This is a genomic window from uncultured Caulobacter sp. (assembly GCF_947036865.1).
Taxonomy (GTDB): domain Bacteria; phylum Pseudomonadota; class Alphaproteobacteria; order Caulobacterales; family Caulobacteraceae; genus Caulobacter.
In genome coordinates, this window is the sequence record NZ_CAMQSF010000032.1 from 1 (window position 1) to 19,451 (window position 19,451).

The window sequence follows — 19,451 nt, forward strand, 5'->3', positions numbered from 1 at the left end:
AGAGGGACGCCCGCGGCTTGCGCCTGCTCGCGCGCCGCCGCCGCCGCCGGCGGCGCTTGTTCCAGCTTGCGCTGGGCCTCGTGCAGGCGGGTGTCGATCTTGTCCCGCGCCTCCTCGAGCATGCGGAGCGTCCGCTCCTCGCTCTGACGGATGCGATCGACCAGTTCCTGGCTGGACCGTTCGTGGCGCTGGTTCAGGCGTTCGGTGACGCGCGCCACCTGCTCGCCGACGTCGTCGATCGCCAGGGCGTTGCGACGCTCGGCGCTGCTGATGCGCTCGGCCAGCTTTTCGGTGATGCGGGCGATCTCGGCGCCCAGCTTCTCCAGGGCCTGGGCCTGGACGCTGTCGGCGCGGTTCAGCTTGTGCTCGACGCTCGAGGCGATGCGCGCCACCTCGCCGCCGACCTGCTCGATGGCGGCGGCGCTGCGGCTCTCGGCGGCGTGGACGCGGCGGTTGAAGGCGTCGGCGACGCCGACGATCTCGCGGCCCATGCGCTCGATGGCCTGAGCCGAGCGCTGCTCGGCGGCCTGCACGTGCGCGGCCATCTCGCCCAGCTTGCGCTCCATGCGGTCGAAGCGGCCGTCGGCGGCTTCCCTCAGCTTGGCCGCCATCTCGAGGCGGGCGGCCTCCATCTTCTGGCCGAGGCTGGCGGCCAGGGTGTCGAGGCGTTCCTGCACGCCCGAGGCCGGATTGGCGGCTTCCACCGCGCCGAGCCGCTGGTCGAGGGCCGAGAAGGACGAGCCCAGTTCGCGCAGCGCCTCGGCCGTGCGGGTCTCGGCGGCTTCCAGGCGCTCGGACAGCCGGGCGACGACGGCGTCGACGACGGCCGACGGGTCGGGAGCCGCGCCCGCCGACTGCGCGTCGACCCGAGCTTCCAGGGCGGCGATCGCCTCGCGCGTGCGGGCCTCGCCTTCGTAGAGATGGCCCGCGACCTTGCCGAGCGCGCCTTCCAGCGCGCGCAGCGCCTCGGCCGAGCGCGGTCCGGCGGCCTCGGCCTCGATGCGGCGCACCCGTTCGGCGGCGCGCGCCTGCTCGGTGCGCAGTTCGTCCACCACGCCCTCGAAGCGGGCGGCGACGGCGATCTGCTCGCGCTCCGAACGCCCCAGACGGGCCAGGGCCTCGCGGACGGAATGATCAATGCCGGTGATGGCGGCGGCGTTGCGGCCCTCGGCGGCCTCGATGCGCTGGGTCAGACGATCCAGAGCGGACGCCACGCGCCCGACCTCATCGGCCGGATGCTCGGCGATCTCCATGCGCGGCGGCGCGTCGTTTTCCTTGACGATCTCGAGATAGGCGCGGTTCGGAGCGCCTTCATCGTTGGCGCGGTGCTCCGTCGCCTGACCATCGCCCTCGATGATCATGCGGTTCAGCCACTCGCCCAGGGTCATGCCGGAGCGGCGGGCGAGGTCCTTCGCGACCTCCCGTGCCTTGGGGTCTATCCCCTTAACGCTCCATGGCGAAGCCGCCGTCATGCGAATCGATCTCCCCGCATCTGGGGAAAACGCTAGTCACCGATTCCTGGGGTGTAAACGCGACGGAAACGCCAGATGTAGTGGCTACGCGATTCACTGTGGAGGAATCAGGACAGAGTCCCAGGACTGTGTAGCGCGCTTCAAAAGCAAGAGGGTTAACACACGTTAACCATTTGCCAGGCCGATTGTCGCAGGCCTAGAAGCGGCCATGGACCTTCCCGTGACCCTGGCCGCCGGCGCGGCCTTCCTGATCCTGGCCGTGATCTTCGGCTGGCTGGGCGCCCGTCCGATCAATGTTCTCAAGGGTCCGCGCCTGATGCCGTGGCGTCCGATGATGATGGCCTGCGTGGTCGGCCTGATGCTGATGGCGGTGCATCTGGTCAACCTGCTGGGGGTCTCGACCGGGGGCCAGCCGCGCTACTAGGTCGCGGGCGCGGCGGGCGCCTTCTTGGGTCGTTTGGCCAGGCCCGAGACCCCGCCGGAGGACAAGAGACCGATATCGGCGAGCAGGAACGGGATGGCCCACTTCTGTGGCGCGGCAATGTAGCGCGGCTGCCAGACCGGGTCGTACTTGTCCTTGTAGCGACGCACGCCCTGGAAGTTATAGATCTCCTCGCCGCGCTCGTAGAGCAGTCGGCCGACGCGGGACATGATCGGCGCCAGGGGCCGATCCTCCAGGCCCGCCAGCGGCGCGACGCCGAACTCGAACGCCTGATAGCCCTCGTCCTTGCCCCACTGCAGGAGCTCGACGAACAGGTAGTCCATGACGTTCTTGGGCGCCTCGTCCGAATAGCGCATCAGGTCCATCGAGAACGCCGTCTTGGCCGCCGTCAGCCACAGGGTGGCGAAGGCGACGATCTTGCCCTCGGCGCGGACCACGGCCACCGGGAACTCGGCCACGTAGCGCGGCTCGAAGCCGCCCATCGAGAAGCTCTTTTCGCCGCCCGCGTGGTGGGCCAGCCAGTCGTCGGAGATGGCGCGAAGCTGATCCATGATCTCCAGCGCCGCGCCGGCCGGCAGCACCTCGAAGGCCGCCCCGCCCTCCCCGGCCTTGCGCCAGTTGCGGCGCAGCACCTCGCGACGGCGGCCGGCCAGGCTGAAGGCTTCCAGCGGCACGGCCGCGCTCTCGCCAGTCTTCTGGATCGCCAGACCCAGATCGACGGTGTCGGGCAGGTCGTCGGGGCCGAGGCCGTAGAAGCCCGCGCGCGCGGCGTGGGCGTCGGCCAGTTCACGGAAGCGCCAGAAGAGCTCCATCCGCTCCTCGCGCTTGCCGACCGGCGGGCCGAGCGCGATCCACGATCGCCCCCGCACGCCGAACATCAGGAAGGTCTCGCCCGAGGCCGAGAACAGGAACCGCTTGTCGCCCAGCAGCGCCAGGTTGGCGCTGGGCTCGGCGCCCTCGGCCTTGGCCAGGATCGCCCGGACGCGGTCGAATTCGGGATCGGTGTCGTCGACGACCGACGGCGTCGCGGCCGTGGCGACCAGGCGCCAGACGCCGACCGCCAGCAGCACGATGGCCGCCGCCACCGAAGAGCGGATGGCGCGCGCCGCCTCGTCGTGGTCCTGCAGGACCTTGATCCACGACTTGTCGGCGAACTCGGTGTGGTGGAACGACCACCAGCCCAGGAGACCCGCCCCGCCGATCGCGGCGGCGGCCGACAGGAGCCAGCCGGGGGTGATCTCCATCTTGGTCAGCGCCGCCTGACGCGGGAAGGCGTCGTGGAACGGCAGCAGCACCAGGCAGCACACCGACAAGGTGGCGGTCTCTTCCCAGTTCAGCCCCTTGAAGATCGCCAGCACGGCCGAAGCCGCCAGCACGATCAGCGCCGCCCACCAGGCCGCCCCGAGGCGCGCCCGCAGGCCGAACGCCAGCAGGAGAAGCACGAGCCCCAGGATCGACGAGAAGAAGTGGCTGATCTCGATCAGCAGGTCCGGGGCGAAGGCCAGCAGCAGCAGAAATCGGGTCGGCTCCGACGGCGTCGCGCCCGAGGCCAGCAGCATCACCCCGGCCGACGCGGTCAGGATCGCCGCCAAGGTGGGGGCGATGGCCAGGGCCGCGGGCCTGAAAACGGTCGAGGGCATCCAGATCCCGGAATGACGAATCCCCGAGGGGATCCAGCAGAGGCCCCTCCTATACCCCGCAAACGTCGGCGTGGTCGCGGGCCAAGATGCGAACGAGCGTTTGAATCGACTTGCCGCCGTCGCCGCCGCGCGTAGTGTGGGGCGCAACGAACCTAGGGAGACGAGACCATGGCCGACTTCGGCGGAACCGAACTCGACGCCTTCCGCGCCGAAACCCGCGCCTGGCTGGAGGCCAACTATCCGCCGTCGCTGAAGGCGCCGATGGGCGAGGACGAGGCCCCGTGGGGCGGCCGCAAGATGGTCTGGAAGAACCCCGACGCCAAGCTGTGGCTGGACCGCATGGCCGAGCGCGGCTGGACCGCGCCGATGTGGCCCAAGGAGTATGGCGGCGGCGGCCTGTCGAAGGCCCAGAACAAGGTGCTGGAGCAGGAGCTGCGCCGGATCAAGGCCCGCCCCGCCCTGATGAGCTTCGGCGTCTGGATGCTGGGGCCCGTGCTGCTGGAATACGCCACCGAGGAGCAGAAGCAACGGTTCCTGCCGCCGATCGTGCGCGGCGAGATCCGCTGGTGTCAGGGCTACAGCGAACCCGGCGCGGGCTCCGACCTGGCCAGTCTCCAAACCAAGTGCGAGGACAAAGGCGATCACTACCTGATCAACGGCCAGAAGGTCTGGACCAGCTACGCCGACCAGGCCGACTGGATCTTCTGCCTGGTTCGCACCGACACCAGCAAGAAGCACGAGGGCATTTCGTTCGTGTTGTTCGACATGACCTCGCCCGGCGTCGAGGCGCGGCCGATCAAGCTGATCAGCGGCTCCTCGCCCTTCTGCGAGACGTTCTTCGACAACGTCCAGGTCCCCAAGGACCAGCTGGTCGGCAAGCTGAACGGCGGCTGGGACATCGCGAAGCGGCTCCTGCAGTACGAGCGCCAGAACATCTCGGCGTCGGGCTTCGGCGGCGGCGGCGGTCTCTCGCCGGTCGACGCGGCCAGGAAGGAGATCGGCGTCGACGGCGAAGGCCGCATCGCGGACGGCGACTTCCGCGCCCGCCTGGCGGCCCATTCGATGGACGCCCACGCCTTCATGCTGACCGTGCGCCGGGCCGAGGCGGAGTCGAAGCAGGGCTCGGGTCCCAGCGCCGCCGTCTCTATCATCAAGTACGCCGCCGCCAAGATGAACCAGGAGCGCACCGAACTGCTGGTCGAGGCCTTGGGCCTGCAAGGCCTCGGCTGGGAAGGCGAAGGGTTCTCCAGCGAGGAGCTGGGCGCGATGCGGTCGATGCTGCGCGCCAAGGGCAACTCGATCGAGGGCGGCACCAGCGAGGTGAACCTGAACGTCGTCGCCAAGCGCGTTCTGGGCCTCCTGGATCACCAGTAAGGCCATGATCGAGTTCTGGTACGAGTTCGCCTCGACCTACTCCTATCCGGCCGCCATGCGCATCGAGCGGATGGCGGCCGATCGGGGCGTGGCGGTGGCGTGGCGGCCCTTCATCGTGGGTCCGCTGTTCCATGAGCAGCAGGGCCTGAACGACAGTCCTTTCAACGTCGTGCCGGTGAAAGGTCAGTACATGTGGCGCGACCTGGAACGGGTCTGTGAGGCGTCGGGCCTGCCCCTGCGCCACCCCAGCCAGTTCCCGCGCAACAGCCTGCTGGCCGCCCGGGTGGCGATCGTCGGTCTGGAGGACGGCTGGACGCCGGCCTTCAGCCGCGCCGTCTACGAGGCCAATTTCGTCGACGACCGGGACATCGGCAGCCCCGAGGTCCTGGCGCCGCTGATCGCGGCCGTCGGCGCGGGACCAGACCACGTGCTGGCCGCCGCCCAATCCGAACCGATCAAGACCCGGCTGAAGGATCACGTCCGTCAGGCCCGCGAGCGCGGCCTGTTCGGCGCCCCCAGCTTCCTCACCGCCGACGGCGAGCTCTTCTGGGGCAACGACCGTCTGGAACAGGCCCTCGACTGGGCCGCCCGTCATCAATCCAGGGAGCACGCCTGATATGGCCGTCCTGACCGAAGAACAGACGATGCTGCGCGACGCCGCCAAGGGCTGGGCCAGCGAGAGCGCCCCCGTCGCCGCCCTGCGCAAGCTTCGCGACGGCGGCTCCAAGCAGAGCTTCGACCCCGCCGCCTGGGCCGAGATGGGCCAGATGGGCTGGGCCGGGGTGATCGTGCCCGAAGCCTATGACGGCTCGGCCTTCGGCTATCTAGGCCTAGGTTTGATCCTGGAGGAGACCGGGCGCACCCTGGCCGCCTCCCCGCTGCTGTCGACGGCGATGATCGCCGCTTCGGCGCTGCAATTGGGCGGCTCGGACGCCCAGAAGCAGGCGTGGCTGCCGAGGATCGCCGCCGGCGAGGCCGTCGCCACCCTGGCCGTCGACGAAGGCTCGCACCACAACCCCGCCCGCATCGCCCTGACCGCGACCAAGAGCGGCGACGGCTTCGTGCTGAACGGGACCAAGACCTTCGTGTTGGACGGCGAGGCCGCCGACCTGCTGATCGTCGCGGCCCGCACCAGCGGCTCCGGGACCGACGGCCTGACCCTGTTCCTGGTTCCCGGCGACACGGCTGGCGTGACCCGGACGCATCTGGCGCTGGCCGACTCGCGCGGCGCGGCGCGGATCGCCTTCGACGGCGTGCAGGTCGCCGCCGACGCCGTGCTGGGCCAGGTCGACCAGGGCTGGGCCGTTCTGGAACCGACCCTGGACCGCGCCTATGCCGGCGTCGCCGCCGAGATGCTGGGCAGCGCTTCGGCCGCCTTCGACATCACCCTGGACTATCTGAAGACCCGCACCCAGTTCGGCCAGGTCATCGGCACGTTCCAGGCCCTGCAGCACCGCGCCGCCAAGTGGTTCACCGACCTGGAGACGACCCGCTCCTGCGTCGAGGCCGCCCTGGAGGCCCTGGACGCCGGTGGGGACACGCGCGCCCTCGCGTCTCTCGCCAAGGCCAAGGCCTCGGAACTGGTCCACCTGGCGTCCAACGAGATGGTCCAGATGCACGGCGGCATCGGCATGACCGACGCCCATGACGCCGGCCTCTACATGAAGCGCGCGCGGGTCACCGAGGCCTTGTTCGGCGGCGCCAGCTTCCACCGCGATCGCTATGCCCGGCTGATGGGCTTCTGAGGCGGCCGGCGGCGTCGAGGAACCGCCGCCAGCGCTGACGGTTCTTCCTTGCGATTCCACGATCGCAAGGAAGAGCTCCCATGCACGACGCCTCTCACGACCAGGACGACGCCGAACGCCGCCTGTGGAAGGAAATCGACCACGCCCGCTTCGGCATGCTGGGCATCCCGGCCACCGGCGGCCACTTCCAGCCTATGACGGCCTTCGCCGAGCCGGAAGACAAGGCCCTCTGGTTCTTCACCAGCAAGGACACGGACCTTCTCAAGTCCGTGCGCGACGGGCAGGACAAGGCCATGTTCATCGTCGAGGCCAAGGACCAGGACTTCCAGGCCTGCGTCGCCGGCCGACTGTCCGAGGACCCCGACCGCGAGCGCATCGAGCGCTACTGGAACCCGATGGTCGCGGCCTGGTTTCCGCGAGGCAAGGACGATCCCAGCCTGACCCTGCTGCGCTTCGACATGAGCGACGCGCAGACCTGGGCGTCCAAGGGCGCGGTCCGCTTCGCCTGGGAGATCGCCAAGGCCAACATCACCGGGACCCTCCCCGATATCGGCCATCAGGATCACGTCACCCTGTCCTGATCGCCTCGACCGCGCGTGTCACAGGCCGCCCTTCAGGGCGGCCTTTTTCTTTGGCTGTGTTGACGTTGAATGTGGAGGTTGGTCCGGATCGAAATCCTAGTCCTTCGACAAGCCCGGGATGAGGATTTCGTGCTCGCGGGGCCGACCGTCGCCCTTTGACCCGAGCCTTTCGAAGGGCGGACGGCACTGTAGGGGCCATCAACACGCAAGGCTAAAACAGCCTTTTCTTTTGCGCGGCCCAACCGATCCGAAATTAAGGCACGCCCTACGTGGAGCCTTAAGTCGACCAGTCGACGAATGGATCGCATAACAAATGTTGGCCGAACAGATGCCATCGCGGTGCGACATCTGCTTTCATGTCGTACGGCGATCGATTGTGTCGGGTACGCGACGGCGTGCGTTTTCAACGCAACCTATAGCTTGCAACCCTTGCCGTAAGACGGCGTTCGATTCGACATGACTGGGCCGTTAGCCATCTTGAAGAACCGCCTGCTTACCGCCCTGCCCTCCGAAGACAGAGCTTTGCTCGGACCGCACCTCTCCATGGTCGACCTGGATAAGGGCCGCCTGCTCTATGACCCTGGCGACCCCATCGATCAGGTTTACTTCCCCGAAGACTGCGTGGTCTCGATGATGACCCTTATGGAGAACGGCGCGGCCATCGAGTCGGCCACCATCGGCCGCGAGGGCGCCGTGGGTCTGATGGCCGCCGTGGCGCCGCGACAGTCGCTGAGCCGCGTCCTCGTTCAGGCGTCGGGCGCGGCGACGCGTGTCGCCGCCGGGGCGCTGCACGACGTCTGGTCGCGCAGCCCAGCGCTGCGCGATCTGACGGACCGCCATAACGAGGCGCTCTTCGGCCACACGATCCAATCGGTGGCCTGCAACGCCCTGCACGCGGTCGAGGCGCGGTTCTGCCGCTGGCTGCTGTCGTGCCATGACCGCATCGACAGCAACACGGTCAATCTGACCCAGGAATTCCTGGCCGACATGCTGGGCGTTCAGAGGACCACCGTCACCGCCGTCGCCGGCGCGCTGCAGGCCAAGGGCCTGATCCGCTATCGCCGCGGGGTCGTGGACATCCTCGACCGCGCCGGCCTCGAGGCGGCGGCCTGCGAGTGCTACGGCACGGTGCGACGGGGCTACGAGCGGCTGTTGCCCGCTTCGTTCGGCTAACGGGTTCTAGCGGCGTCGGGCAGGCGCGGGCGCGTGGGCCAGGCGCAGCAGATTGGCCGCGCCCGGCGCGCCGAACGGCGTCCCCGCAACCACCAGCAGGCGCTCGCCCGGCGCCACCAGGCCCAGTTCCAGCGCCTTGCTCGAAGCGTCGGTGGTCACGACCTCCAGGCTGTCGGGCTGGGCGCTGACGCGGGGCTCGATCCCCCAGCACAGGGCCATGCGGCGCACGGCGTTGAGGTCCGGCGACAGGGCCAGGACCGGCTGCAACGGACGCTCGCGCGACAGCCGCCGGGCCGTGGCTCCGGTCGTGGTGAAGGCCACTAGGCACTTGGTCGAGCCGGACTTGGCCGCGCCGGCGGCGGCGACCACCAGCACGTCGGCGTCGACATCGTCGTGGCTCTGCTCGGCCTGCATCAGCTCGGGCCAGCGCGGATCGCGTTCGACCCGCTCGATGATCCGGTTCATCATCGACACCGCCTCGACCGGATACTCCCCGGCCGCCGACTCCGCCGACAGCATCACCGCGTCCGCGCCCTCATAGACGGCGTTGGCCACGTCCGAGGCTTCGGCTCGGGTCGGCGTCGGCGAGCTGATCATCGACTCCAGCATCTGGGTGGCGACGATCACCGGGATGCCGCGCTCGCGCGCCGCCCGCAGGATCTCCTTCTGCGCCACCGGCACTTCTTCCGGGGCCATCTCGACCCCGAGGTCGCCGCGCGCCACCATCACGCCGTCGCAGAGGTCGAGGATCGGGCCCAGCACCTTCAAGGCCTGGGGCTTTTCGATCTTGGCCAGCACCGCGGCGCGGCCCTCGACGATGCGACGCAGCTCGGCCATGTCCTCGGGGGCCTGGACGAACGAAAGGGCGATCCAGTCGACGCCCAGACGCAAGGCGAAGGCCAGGTCCTCGCGGTCCTTGGCCGTCAGCGGGGACATCGGGATGACCACGTCCGGCACCGCCACGCCCTTGCGTTCGGAGAGCTTGCCGCCGTTGACCACGGTGGTCGCGGCATAGCCAGGGCCCGCTTCCGTCACCGTCATCCGCAGCTTGCCGTCGTCGAGCAACAGGGTCGCGCCCGACCGCATGGCGGTCAGGATCTCGGGATGCGGCAGGCAAACCCGGGTATCGTCGCCGGGCGTCGGATCGTCGTCGAAGCGGAAGGCCTGGCCCGGCTTCAGCATGACCGGCCCGTCCTTGAACTTGCCGACCCGCAGCTTCGGCCCCTGCAGATCGGCCAGGACGCCCAGCGGACGCCCGACGATCGTCTCCGCCTGCCGGATCGCGCCATAGACGCCGGCATGCGTCTCGTGCGCGCCGTGGCTGAAGTTCAGCCGGAAGACGTCTGCCCCGGCCTTGGCCAGGCTGACGATCATCTCCAGCGAGCTCGACGCCGGACCCAGGGTGGCGACGATGCGCGAGCGACGGGCGCGGATCATGCCGTCGCTCCTTCTAGAATCAGCTGGGCGGGCAGAAAGCGTCGCCCTCGTTGGAGGCCAGTCTGATTTCGGTGAATGACAGAGTCATGCGTCCGGAGGTCGACAGCGTGAACGGGGACGAAACATGCGTCATGTCCGCGCCCTTGGCCTTGAAGCAGGAAAGTTTGATCTTGGCCGTACGCCATTCGCCCGATTTCGCACCTGACAACGTTGACGTTACGTCTACCGCCGCCCCGCAGGATTCGCCACAGGCGAGGCTCAAGGAAACCGGTTTCCCCGGCGGCGCGTCCACCCTGTAACGGAACATCACCGCCATGTCGCCGGTCGTCTGGCGCGACAGATCGACCGGCTGGCCCTGAACCGTGAGGGCTCCGACGCCCTCCCCGTTCCACGCGGCCTCGCGGGCGTTCTCCTGGGCCCCGGCGTCCACCGTCTTCAGCGAAACAGCGCCCGTGGCGGTCAGGGCCCACGGCGCGGGCGCGCGGCCGGCCACGAAATAGCGGTCGACATTGACGGCCGCCGAGGCGACGCCCGGATCCTCCGACAGCTTCCCCACCTTGCCTGGCTTGGCGTAGCTGAGGCCGTAGCCATAGGCGAACTGCGGGTCATAGCCCTTGTCGCCGACATTGATCGGCTCCTGGTCGGCGCGCTTGGGCCAGGAATAGGAGAGCTTGCCCTTGAAGTCGAAGCGCGGCTTGCCGGCTTTGTCGCCGATCAGCACGTCCGCCACGCCGCCGCCCTCCGAGCCGGGCAGCCAGGCCGCGACGAAGGCGTCCGAGGCGTTGATCTCGGGATTGGTCCACAGCGGCCGGCCGCTCAGGAACACCGACACCACCGGTACGCCGGCGGCTTTCAGCTTCTTCAGCAAGGCCAGGTCGGTCTTGTCGCCCGGCTGGTACTCGACATTGGTCAGGTCGCCCTGGAACTCGGCATAGGGGTTCTCGCCGAAAACCACGATGGCGACGTCTGGCTTCTGCTTGAAGTCGCCCGCCACCGACAGCTCGGCGCTGCCGCCGCCCGCCTTCACCGCCTCGGCGATCCCAGCATAGATCGACTGGCCGTGCGGGAAGTCGCTGTTCTTGTTGCCGGTGCCCTGCCAGGTCAGGGTCCAGCCGCCGGCGGCCTTGCCGATGTCGTCGGCCCCGTCGCCGGCCACCAGCACGTGGGCCGAGCTCTTCAGCGGCAAAACGCCCTCGTTCTTCAACAGGACCAGCGACTTGCGGACGGCCTCGCGCGCGACCGCGCGGTGGGCCGGCGCGCCCAGCAGCTCGAACTTGCCTTCGAGCGGCCGCTTGTTGTCGAACAGCCCCGCCTTGACCTTGACCCGCAGCACGCGTCGGACGGCGTCATCCAGCCGCGCCATCGGGATCGTGCCGTCCTTGACCTGGGCCAGGGTGTTCTCGAACAGGCCCTTCCAGCTGTCGGGGGCCATGATCATGTCCATGCCGGCGTCGTAGGCCTTCGGGCAGTTGGTCGTGGTGCAGCCCTCGACCTGGCCGTGGGCGTTCCAGTCGCCGACCACGAAGCCCTGGAAGCCCATCCGGCCCTTCAGCACGTCGGTCTGCAGGCTCTTGTTGCCGGTGTGTTTGACGCCGTTCCAGCTGGAGAACGAGACCATCACCGTCAGGATGCCGGCGTCGATGGCGGGCGGATAGCCCTGGGCGTGCAGCCGGATCAGGTCGGTTTCCGAGATCTTGGCGTCGCCCTGGTCCTTGCCGTTCTCGGTGCCGCCATCGGCCAGGAAGTGCTTGGCCGAGCCGACGACGTGTTCGTGCGCCAGCGGCTTGCCGGCGACCAGCGCGCCTTGCAGGCCCAGGGTCATCGGGCCTGCATAGCTCCGAACCACTTCCGGATCCTCGGCATAGCCCTCATAGGCGCGGCCCCAGCGTTCGTCGCGCGGGACGGCCACCGTCGGCCCGAAGGTCCAGTCGACGCCGGTGGCGGCGACCTCGCGCGCGGTCACCTCGCCGATGCGGCGGATCAGGTCCGGATCGCGCGCCGCGCCCAGGCCGATATTGTGCGGAAACAGCGTGGCGCCGACGATGTTGTTGTGCCCATGCACGGCGTCGATGCCGAAGATGATCGGGATCGGCGTGTGGCCGGGCCGCTTCTCGAGGGCCACGGCGCGATAGGCCTCGATCCACTCGACCCACTTGGGCGCCGGCGCGCGGTCGTCGCCGCCCGGCGCGGTGTTGCCGCCCGCCTCCACCGAACCCAGCGGATATTTGCGAAGATCCTCGGGCGTGATCGTCGAGCCGTCGGCCTGGATGGTCTGGCCGACCTTCTCCTCCAGGCTCATCTTGCTCATCAGGTCGGTGATGAAGGCCTCGGTCTTGGCGTCAGTGATCGCCGGAGGGCTCGCCGCCTTAGGCCACAGCGCCGGGTGCGCCGTGGCGGCGGGCGCCTCGGCCAAGCCTTGGCTGGTCAGCCCGCAGGCGAGGATCAGGGCCAGGGCGGAAGCGCGGGCGGAGCGACGGGGAAGCATGGGCGGTCCTCGGAGGGCCTCCGGCGGGCGGAGCGATAGCAGGTCTGGAAAAGCGCTCGGCGCGGCGCTTGCGAGGGGACCGCGCCGAGCGAAAAGCAGCGGCTTTAGGTCCGCTTGGAGGGGAGTGATCGTGCACGCAGGGTGCGACGGGCGCTGAATGGCGGGATCATGGCGTTTCCTCCCGACGCCGCCTTCCGTGGGCGACCGTCTTGATCGCCCCGATCTCACTTGGGTTGGACAGCGCTGTCAAGTAGTCAAATGAAGAGGTGAGCGGCCCTCTTGGCGGCGGTACGGCCTCACCGGGGCGCGGGACCGGTCGATTCCCGCACCACCAGTTCGAAATCCAGCACCTGGGAGGGCGGCGGCGCGCCGTCCTCGCGCTCGACCCCGCGCATCAGCATGTCGGCCGCCGCGCCGGCCATCGCGGCGATCGGCTGGCGCACGGTGGTCAGCTGCGGCCAGGTGATCTTGGCGCCGGGCGTGTCGTCGAAGCCGGCCACCGACAGCTGCGCCGGCACGTCCAGCCGCAGGCGATTGGCCACGGCCATCACACCCAGCGCCATGTCGTCGTTCGAGGCGAAGATCGCGGTGGGGCGATCGGCGCCGCCCAGCAGCCGCTCGGCCGCCTCGAAGCCCGAGCGGAACGAGAACATCCCCTGCTCCACCCGCCCCTCGCGGACGGCCAGACCGCTGTCGCGCATGGCGTCCCGGAACCCCTCGTGACGCAGCCGCGAGGCGCCGTGGTCGGGGTGGCCGATGATGAAGCCGATGTCCCGGTGGCCCAGGCCGATCAGATGCCGGGTCATCTCGTAGGCGGCCAGGCGGTCGTCCATGCTGACCCAGGGGGCGCGATCGATGTCGCCGCCGGGCGCGACCCGGACATAGGCCACGCCGGCCTGCTCCAGCGCGGACAGCACCACCGGATGGTCGCTGAGCGGCGGCGTCAGGATTACGCCGTCCATGCGCAGGGTGGCCAGCATCGGCTCGACCTGCTCGTGGATGTCGGCCGTCGAGTCGATCGGCTCGACGATCAGGTGATAGCCCTCCTGCCGACACCGCGCGATGGCGCCCAGCTGCACGTCTGTGACGTAGCCGGGGCTGGGATTGTCGAAGAAGACGCCGATCAGATAGGCCTTCGAACCCGCCAGACTCCGGGCCGAGATGTTGGGTCGGTAGTTCAGCGCGGCCACGGCCGCCTGCACCCGGTCGCGGGTATCGGCCTTGACGTTGGGCTCGCGATTGAGGACCCGCGAAACGGTCTTGATCGACACCCCGCTCTCGCGGGCCACATCGTGGATCGTGACTTTGACGCTCAATTCCGTTCCCCGCCCCGCCGAGTCCGTCCGGCGCGGCGGATACTTAGCCATGACAGGGTTGTCATGGCGAGCCCCTTGCGGTGTTGCGCCAGAACGGACCAGGCAACGTCACCAATGGGTGGTGAGCAGACTTCATCGGCGCTCGGCAAATGCCGGTAGGTGCGCACACGAAGGCCCGTGAGTGAAGTCATGCATCGTGTCGGTCAGCCAAGCGCTATGCCAGCGATTGGGTACCAGATGATGACGAGACGGCGAACCTAGGCCGGCCTCTTCCATATCGGCCAAGCGCGCCATATCCGTCGCAGCCTTGGACGACTGCACGACGACAAGCGTCTCGAAGCGGTCGTGAAGCGCACCCGCGTCAAACCATTCAAGTCGCCGATAGCAAACACCCGTAGCGTTTTCCGGCGCGGCTGACCGAAGGGCTTCACCTTTGCACGCCGATAGAGCGGGTACGGCGAGCCCGATCAGGAGCGTCGCGGCTCGATGCGCTCGGTTCTTTTTCATGACCGCAGGCTAGCGCTTCGGCCCAGGTCCGCAACCGGTGGTGAGAAGCAGCCGCAGCGAAGTACCGCAACGGGTGGGTGGCGGAAGTTCGTGAAGGCTAGTTCCCTCCCCCTTGATGGGGGAGGGGCAGGGGTGGGGGTGATACGGCGGCGGAGGTCGCGCAGGGCCCCGCCTCAGCAGGTCACCCCCATCCCCGACCCTTCCCCCATCAAGGGGGAAGGGAGACGTGAGCCAGCCTTGCCCCCTCCCCTACCCCACCGCCGCCCGGCCCTCCGGCGTCAGAGCCACGGCCGCGCCGATCAGGGCGGTGTGCGGGTGCAGGATCACGTGGGTCGGGATCGCCACGGTGAAGCCCGACAGCCGGCCCTTGGCCTCGAAGCGCGCGCGGAACGGGCTCTTTTCCAGGATGTCGATGATCCGCGGCGCGATGCCGCCGGCGATGAACACGCCGCCGCGCGCGCCCAGGGTCAGGGCGATGTCGCCGGCCGTCGAGCCCAGGATCGCGCAGAAGCGGTTCACCGTGGCCAGGCTGTCGGCGCAGCCCTCGACCGCGCGTTCGGTGATCTGCTTGGCGGAGAGCGCCTCGACCTTCCGCCCCTCGGCGGCGGCCAGCATCACGTGCAGGTCTTCCAGGCCCGGGCCCGACAGGATCCGCTCGACCGAGACGCGGCCGCCGTCCAGATGTCGGGTCAGGGCGCGCAGCACCTCGATCTCGACCTCGTCGACCGGCGCGAAGGCGACGTGGCCGCCCTCGGTGGCCAACGGGATCTCCTGGCCGTGACGGCGCACCAGGCCCGCGACGCCAAAACCCGTACCCGGGCCGAGGATCGCCAGATCCCCCTCTCCCGAGGTCGGCAGAGAACCGATCTGGCGCAGGTCCTTCGGCCCGAGGCGCGGCGCGGCCAGGGCCTGGGCGGTGAAGTCGTTGATCAGCTTGGCGGCGCGAAAGCCGCCGGCCCGGCGCAAGGAGTCCTCGGAGATCCGCCAGTCCAGATTGGTCATGTGCACCGAGCCGTGCTCGATCGGACCGGCCACGGCGACCACGGCCTGGTCGGGATGGCGCACGCCGACCTGCCGCAGATAGTCCTCGATCGCGTCCTCGGCGCGGCGATAGTTCTCGCCCTTGAAGGCGGTCGGCTCGATCAGGCGCGGATCCGGGCCGTCGAACTCGACCAGGGCGAAGCGGGCGTTGGTGCCGCCGATGTCGCCGACGAGGCCCAGCCCGCCGCTATGATTGCCGTCCATGGTCCAGCGCTTCCTCAGCCAAAGACGGAAGCGCCGGCGTCGGCGGCGCCGACCCCCGCCCGCATCCATCCGAACAGTTCCCGCCCAAAGCCCGGCTTCGACGCCGGGACGTTCGCCGGCGTCCGAGCCCGCAGTACGGCCTCGTCCACCAGGATGTTGAGTTCGCCGGTCTCGGCGTTGACGCTGATCATGTCGCCGTCCTGGACATAGGCCAGCGGCCCGCCCTTGGCCGCTTCCGGCGTCACGTGGATGGCGGCCGGCGTCTTGCCCGAAGCGCCCGACATGCGGCCGTCGGTGACCAGGGCGACCTTGTAGCCGCGATCCAGCAGCACCGAGATCGACGGCGACAGATTGTGCAACTCCGGCATGCCGTTGGCCGACGGCCCCTGGAAGCGGACCACCACCACGACGTCGCGATCCAGCTCGCCGCGCTTGAAGGCGGCGATGAAGTGTTCCTGCTCCTGGAACACCGCCGCCGGGGCGGTGATCACGTGGTGCTCGGGCTTCACGGCCGAGATCTTCATAACGCAGCGGCCGAGATTGCCGTGCAGCAGTCGCAGCCCGCCCTCGGGGCTGAACGGGTTCGAGACCGGGCGAACGATGGCCGGGTCCAGGCTCTCGGCCGCGCCGTCGCGCCACTTCAGCTCGCCGCCGTCCAGATAGGGCTCCTGGGCGTAGCGCGACAGGCCGGGGCCGGCGATGGTCTGGACGTCCTCGTGGACCAGGCCCGCCTTCAAAAGTTCGCGGACCACGAAGGCCATGCCGCCGGCGGCCTGGAAGTGGTTCACGTCGGCCGAGCCGTTCGGATAGACCCGGGCCAGCAGCGGCACGGCGCGCGAGATCTCGTCCATGTCCTCGAGGGTCAGGATGATCCCGGCCGCGTGGGCCATGGCCACCAGGTGCAGAGCGAGGTTCGTCGAGCCGCCGGTGGCCATCAGGCCGGCGACGCCGTTCACGATCGACTTCTCGTCGATCATCCGCCCGACTGGGATATATTCGTTGCCCTTGGCGGTGACGGCGGCGGCGCGGCGGGCGGCCTCCTTGACCAGCGCCTCGCGTAGCGGCGTGTTGGGATGCACGAAGGCCGAGCCGGGCAGATGGAAGCCCATCAGCTCCATCAGCATCTGGTTGGTGTTGGCGGTGCCGTAGAAGGTGCAGGTGCCCGGGCCGTGATAGCTGGCCTGCTCGGCCTCCAGCAGTTCGGCGCGGCCGACCTTGCCCTCGGCGTAGAGGGCGCGGATGCGGGCCTTCTCGCTGTTGGGCAGGCCCGAGGTCATCGGGCCGGCGGGCACGAACAAGGCCGGCAAGTGGCTGAAGGTCAGGGCCCCGATCACCAGGCCCGGGACGATCTTGTCGCAGACGCCGAGATACAGCGCCGCGTCGAAGGCGTCGTGGGTCAGGGCCACGGCCGTCGCCATGGCGATGACCTCGCGCGAGAACAGCGACAGCTCCATGCCGGGACGCCCTTGGGTGACGCCATCGCACATGGCCGGCACGCCGCCGGCGAACTGGGCCGTGGCCCCGACCTCGCGCGCGGCCGCCTTGATCAACGCCGGATAGGCCTCCAGCGGCTGGTGGGCCGACAGCATGTCGTTATAGGCCGAGACGATGCCCAGGTTCGGCGCGTTCGGATCCAGCGCGCGGACCTTGTCGACGCCCGGCGAGGCGGCGAAGGCGTGGGCCCAGTTGGCGCAGGACAGCTTGGCGCGGCCGGGCTTGCTGTCGATCGCCGCCTGCATGTTCGCCAGATAGGCCGCGCGGCTGTCGCGGCTGCGGGCCACGATGCGGGCGGTGACGTCGGCGATGACGGGGTTCAGGCTCATGGCGATCTACTCCGCCCAGAGGATGCGGACCTTGGCGCGGTCCTGGTTCAGGATGGCGGCGATCGGCAGGGCCGGGTCGACCTCGCCGTCCAGCAGGGCGCGCTTGGCCTGGCCGGTGATCAGCAGCACGATCAGCGCCGTGTTGGTCAACGCGTTGAAGGTCAAGCTGATCCGGGCCATGTCGGGCGCCGGGTCGCCAGGCGGCACGGCCAGCACCAGCCGCTCGGACGCGGGGTCCAGACCCTGGGCCAGGGCGGGACTTCCCGGGAACAGCGAGGCGAAATGGCCGTCGGCGCCGACGCCCAGCAGCACCACGCCGAACGGCGCGGCGGCGGCGATGCCGGCCTGAGCCTTCAGGGCCGCCTCCTCGTGGCCGAGGCCCTCGAAATAGAGCGGCGAGAAGCCCGCCCTGGCCGCCTCGCCGGTCAGCAGGTGACGGCGCACCAAGCCCTCGTTGCTGCCGGGATCGGTCGGCGGAACCCAGCGCTCGTCGGTCAGGGTGACCATGACCTTGTCCCAGGGCGCGGTCGCTTGGGCCAGGCGGTCATAGACCGGCGCGGGGGTCGTGCCGCCGGTCGCCGCGAAGCCGGTGACGCCGTGGGCGGCCACCGCCGTCGTCAGCGCCTGGACGATGGTCGCGGCGGCGGCGTCGTACAGCGCCTCGCGGGTCGGGAAGGCTTCGATCTGGGGCTTGGACATCACGCTCAAGCCTTCCAGGACCGGCCGCCGGGCGAGATCAGCCCTTGGGCCGACTGCGGCCCCCAGGTGCCGGCGGCGTAGTGGGCCGGCTCGATATTGGCGTCGGCCCAGGCGGCCGAGACGTCGTCGATGAACTTCCACGCCGCCTCGACCTCGTCGCGGCGCACGAACAGGGTGCGGTCGCCGCGGAACACGTCCAGGAACAGCTTCTCGTAGGCGATCCGGCGACGGCCGCCGCTCTGGCTGAACGACAGCGACAGCGGCAGCGACTGCAGGCGCATGCCCTCTTCCGACAGGCCCGGTCGCTTGTTCATCAGTGTAAGGACAATGTTCTCGTCCGGCTGCAGATCGATGACCAGCCGGTTGGCGTGCAGGTCGCCGCTGGTGGCCGGACCGAAGATGTTGTGCGGCAGCGGCTTGAACTGGACCACGATCTGGGTGCGGCGGTCCGGCAGGTTCTTGCCGGTGCGCAGGAAGAACGGCACGCCGTCCCAGCGCCAGTTGTCGATGGCCACCTTCATGGCCACGAAGGTCTCGGTCTTGGTGGGCTTGCCCACCTCCTCGACATAGCCGGGCCGCGCCGAGCCCTCCACGACGCCCGCCACGTACTGCCCGCGCACGGTGTCGTGGGCCACCGTCTCGCGGGTGAACGGACGCAAGCTGCGGAGAACCTTGACCTTCTCGTCGCGCACCGCGTCCGGATCGAAGCCCGACGGCGCTTCCATGGCGACGAGGCACAGCAGCTGAAGCATATGGTTCTGCACCATGTCCCGCAGCGCGCCGTACTCGTCGTAATAGGGCCAGCGGTCGCCGACCTTCTCGGTCTCGGCGATGGTGATCTGCACGTGGTCGATCGTGTTGCGGTCCCACAAGGGCTCGAACAGCACGTTGGCGAAGCGCAGCGCCGTCAGATTCTGGACCGTCTCCTTGCCCAGATAGTGGTCGATCCGGAAGACCTGGCTCTCGTCGACGATGGCGGCGACGGCGGCGTTGGTCTTCTTCGAACTTTCCAGGTCTCGGCCGATCGGCTTCTCCAGCACCAGACGCGTCGTCGGGCCGGTCAGGCCGGCGGCCTGCAGCGCCGCGCAAGCGGACCCATAGAGGCTGGGCGACAGCGAGAAGAAGATCACCATCAGGCCGTGCGGGCCGATCCGATCGGCCAGGCGCTGGGTATCCTCGGGCTTGGTGATGTCGACGGCGACATAGTCGAGCCGCTCGGCCAGGCGTTTCCAGGCCGCCTCCTCCAGCGTCGCGCGCTTGGCCAGTTGCTCGCGTACCAGGGCCTTGTAGCTCTCGGCGGTGTGGTCGGCGCGCGCCACGCCGACGATGCGAAGGTCGTGCGGCAGCAGTCGATCGACTTCCAAGAAATAGAGCGAAGGCAACAGCATCCGCAGGGCCAGATCCCCCGCCCCGCCAAGCAGCACCAGGACTTCGCCGGCCTCGGCGTCTTCGGTCTTGTTCCTAGCCAATGTCTTCCACCCTATGACAACGTTGTCATGGCATGCCTTCGAG

Annotated in this window: 14 protein-coding genes and 1 pseudogene; 6 read left to right on the forward strand and 9 right to left on the reverse strand. The window is 69.2% G+C overall.

Annotated features, from left to right (window positions below):
• Positions 1-1,472, reverse strand: a pseudogene (locus tag Q0V34_RS15390) (Localization factor PodJS); the annotation flags it as partial.
• 208 nt (positions 1,473-1,680) lie between these two features.
• On the opposite strand from Q0V34_RS15390, the gene Q0V34_RS15395 reads away from it, so the two are divergent.
• Positions 1,681-1,896: a hypothetical protein gene (locus Q0V34_RS15395; RefSeq protein WP_297513429.1), complete on the forward strand. Its 216-nt coding sequence runs from the start codon at positions 1,681-1,683 to the stop codon at positions 1,894-1,896.
• Here the strand turns inward: Q0V34_RS15395 and Q0V34_RS15400 are convergent.
• Positions 1,893-3,554 carry a bifunctional lysylphosphatidylglycerol flippase/synthetase MprF gene (locus Q0V34_RS15400; protein WP_297513431.1) on the reverse strand — a complete coding sequence of 554 codons (1,662 nt, stop codon included), beginning with the start codon at positions 3,552-3,554 and terminating at the stop codon, positions 1,893-1,895. The genes Q0V34_RS15395 and Q0V34_RS15400 overlap by 4 nt on opposite strands.
• Positions 3,555-3,722: 168 nt before the next feature.
• Between Q0V34_RS15400 and Q0V34_RS15405 the strand changes: the two genes are divergently transcribed.
• The 5 genes from Q0V34_RS15405 (at position 3,723) to Q0V34_RS15425 (ending at position 8,427) form a co-directional block, all read left to right on the forward strand.
• Positions 3,723-4,928: an acyl-CoA dehydrogenase family protein gene (locus tag Q0V34_RS15405; protein WP_297513433.1), complete on the forward strand. Its 1,206-nt coding sequence runs from the start codon at positions 3,723-3,725 to the stop codon at positions 4,926-4,928.
• A 4-nt stretch (positions 4,929-4,932) separates the two neighbouring features.
• A complete protein-coding gene (locus tag Q0V34_RS15410; RefSeq protein WP_297513435.1) occupies positions 4,933-5,544 on the forward strand; it encodes a 2-hydroxychromene-2-carboxylate isomerase in 612 nt (203 codons plus the stop codon).
• 1 nt (position 5,545) lies between these two features.
• Positions 5,546-6,673 carry an acyl-CoA dehydrogenase family protein gene (locus tag Q0V34_RS15415; protein ID WP_297513437.1) on the forward strand — a complete coding sequence of 376 codons (1,128 nt, stop codon included), beginning with the start codon at positions 5,546-5,548 and terminating at the stop codon, positions 6,671-6,673.
• A gap of 80 nt (positions 6,674-6,753) precedes the next feature.
• Positions 6,754-7,254 carry a pyridoxamine 5'-phosphate oxidase family protein gene (locus Q0V34_RS15420; RefSeq protein ID WP_297513439.1) on the forward strand — a complete coding sequence of 167 codons (501 nt, stop codon included), beginning with the start codon at positions 6,754-6,756 and terminating at the stop codon, positions 7,252-7,254.
• A 543-nt stretch (positions 7,255-7,797) separates the two neighbouring features.
• Entirely contained in the window at positions 7,798-8,427 is a 630-nt protein-coding gene (locus Q0V34_RS15425) for a Crp/Fnr family transcriptional regulator (RefSeq protein WP_297513441.1), read from the forward strand.
• Between the two features lie 6 nt (positions 8,428-8,433).
• Here the strand turns inward: Q0V34_RS15425 and pyk are convergent, their stop codons facing one another.
• From pyk to zwf, 7 genes are all read right to left on the reverse strand, one after another.
• Complete coding sequence (gene pyk, locus Q0V34_RS15430; RefSeq protein ID WP_297513444.1) at positions 8,434-9,864, reverse strand: pyruvate kinase; 1,431 nt, start codon at positions 9,862-9,864, stop codon at positions 8,434-8,436.
• Positions 9,865-9,883: 19 nt separating this feature from the next.
• Positions 9,884-12,349: an exo 1,3/1,4-beta-D-glucan glucohydrolase gene (locus tag Q0V34_RS15435; protein WP_297513446.1), complete on the reverse strand. Its 2,466-nt coding sequence runs from the start codon at positions 12,347-12,349 to the stop codon at positions 9,884-9,886.
• A 296-nt stretch (positions 12,350-12,645) separates the two neighbouring features.
• Positions 12,646-13,665, reverse strand: a complete 1,020-nt coding sequence (locus Q0V34_RS15440) for a LacI family DNA-binding transcriptional regulator (RefSeq protein WP_297513448.1) — start codon at positions 13,663-13,665, stop codon at positions 12,646-12,648.
• Between the two features lie 756 nt (positions 13,666-14,421).
• The gene (gene glk / locus Q0V34_RS15445) at positions 14,422-15,417 is read right to left on the reverse strand and encodes a glucokinase (RefSeq protein ID WP_297513450.1); all 996 of its coding nucleotides are present in this window, start codon (positions 15,415-15,417) and stop codon (positions 14,422-14,424) included.
• Positions 15,418-15,431: 14 nt separating this feature from the next.
• On the reverse strand, positions 15,432-17,240 hold the full coding sequence (gene edd, locus Q0V34_RS15450) for a phosphogluconate dehydratase (RefSeq protein WP_297513452.1): 1,809 nt from the start codon (positions 17,238-17,240) through the stop codon (positions 15,432-15,434).
• A gap of 6 nt (positions 17,241-17,246) precedes the next feature.
• A complete protein-coding gene (gene pgl, locus Q0V34_RS15455) occupies positions 17,247-17,939 on the reverse strand; it encodes a 6-phosphogluconolactonase (RefSeq protein ID WP_297513455.1) in 693 nt (230 codons plus the stop codon).
• Between the two features lie 5 nt (positions 17,940-17,944).
• Positions 17,945-19,408 (reverse strand): glucose-6-phosphate dehydrogenase, encoded by a 1,464-nt coding sequence (zwf, locus tag Q0V34_RS15460; protein ID WP_297513457.1) that lies wholly within the window; start codon positions 19,406-19,408, stop codon positions 17,945-17,947.
• Between the last annotated feature and the right edge of the window lie 43 nt (positions 19,409-19,451).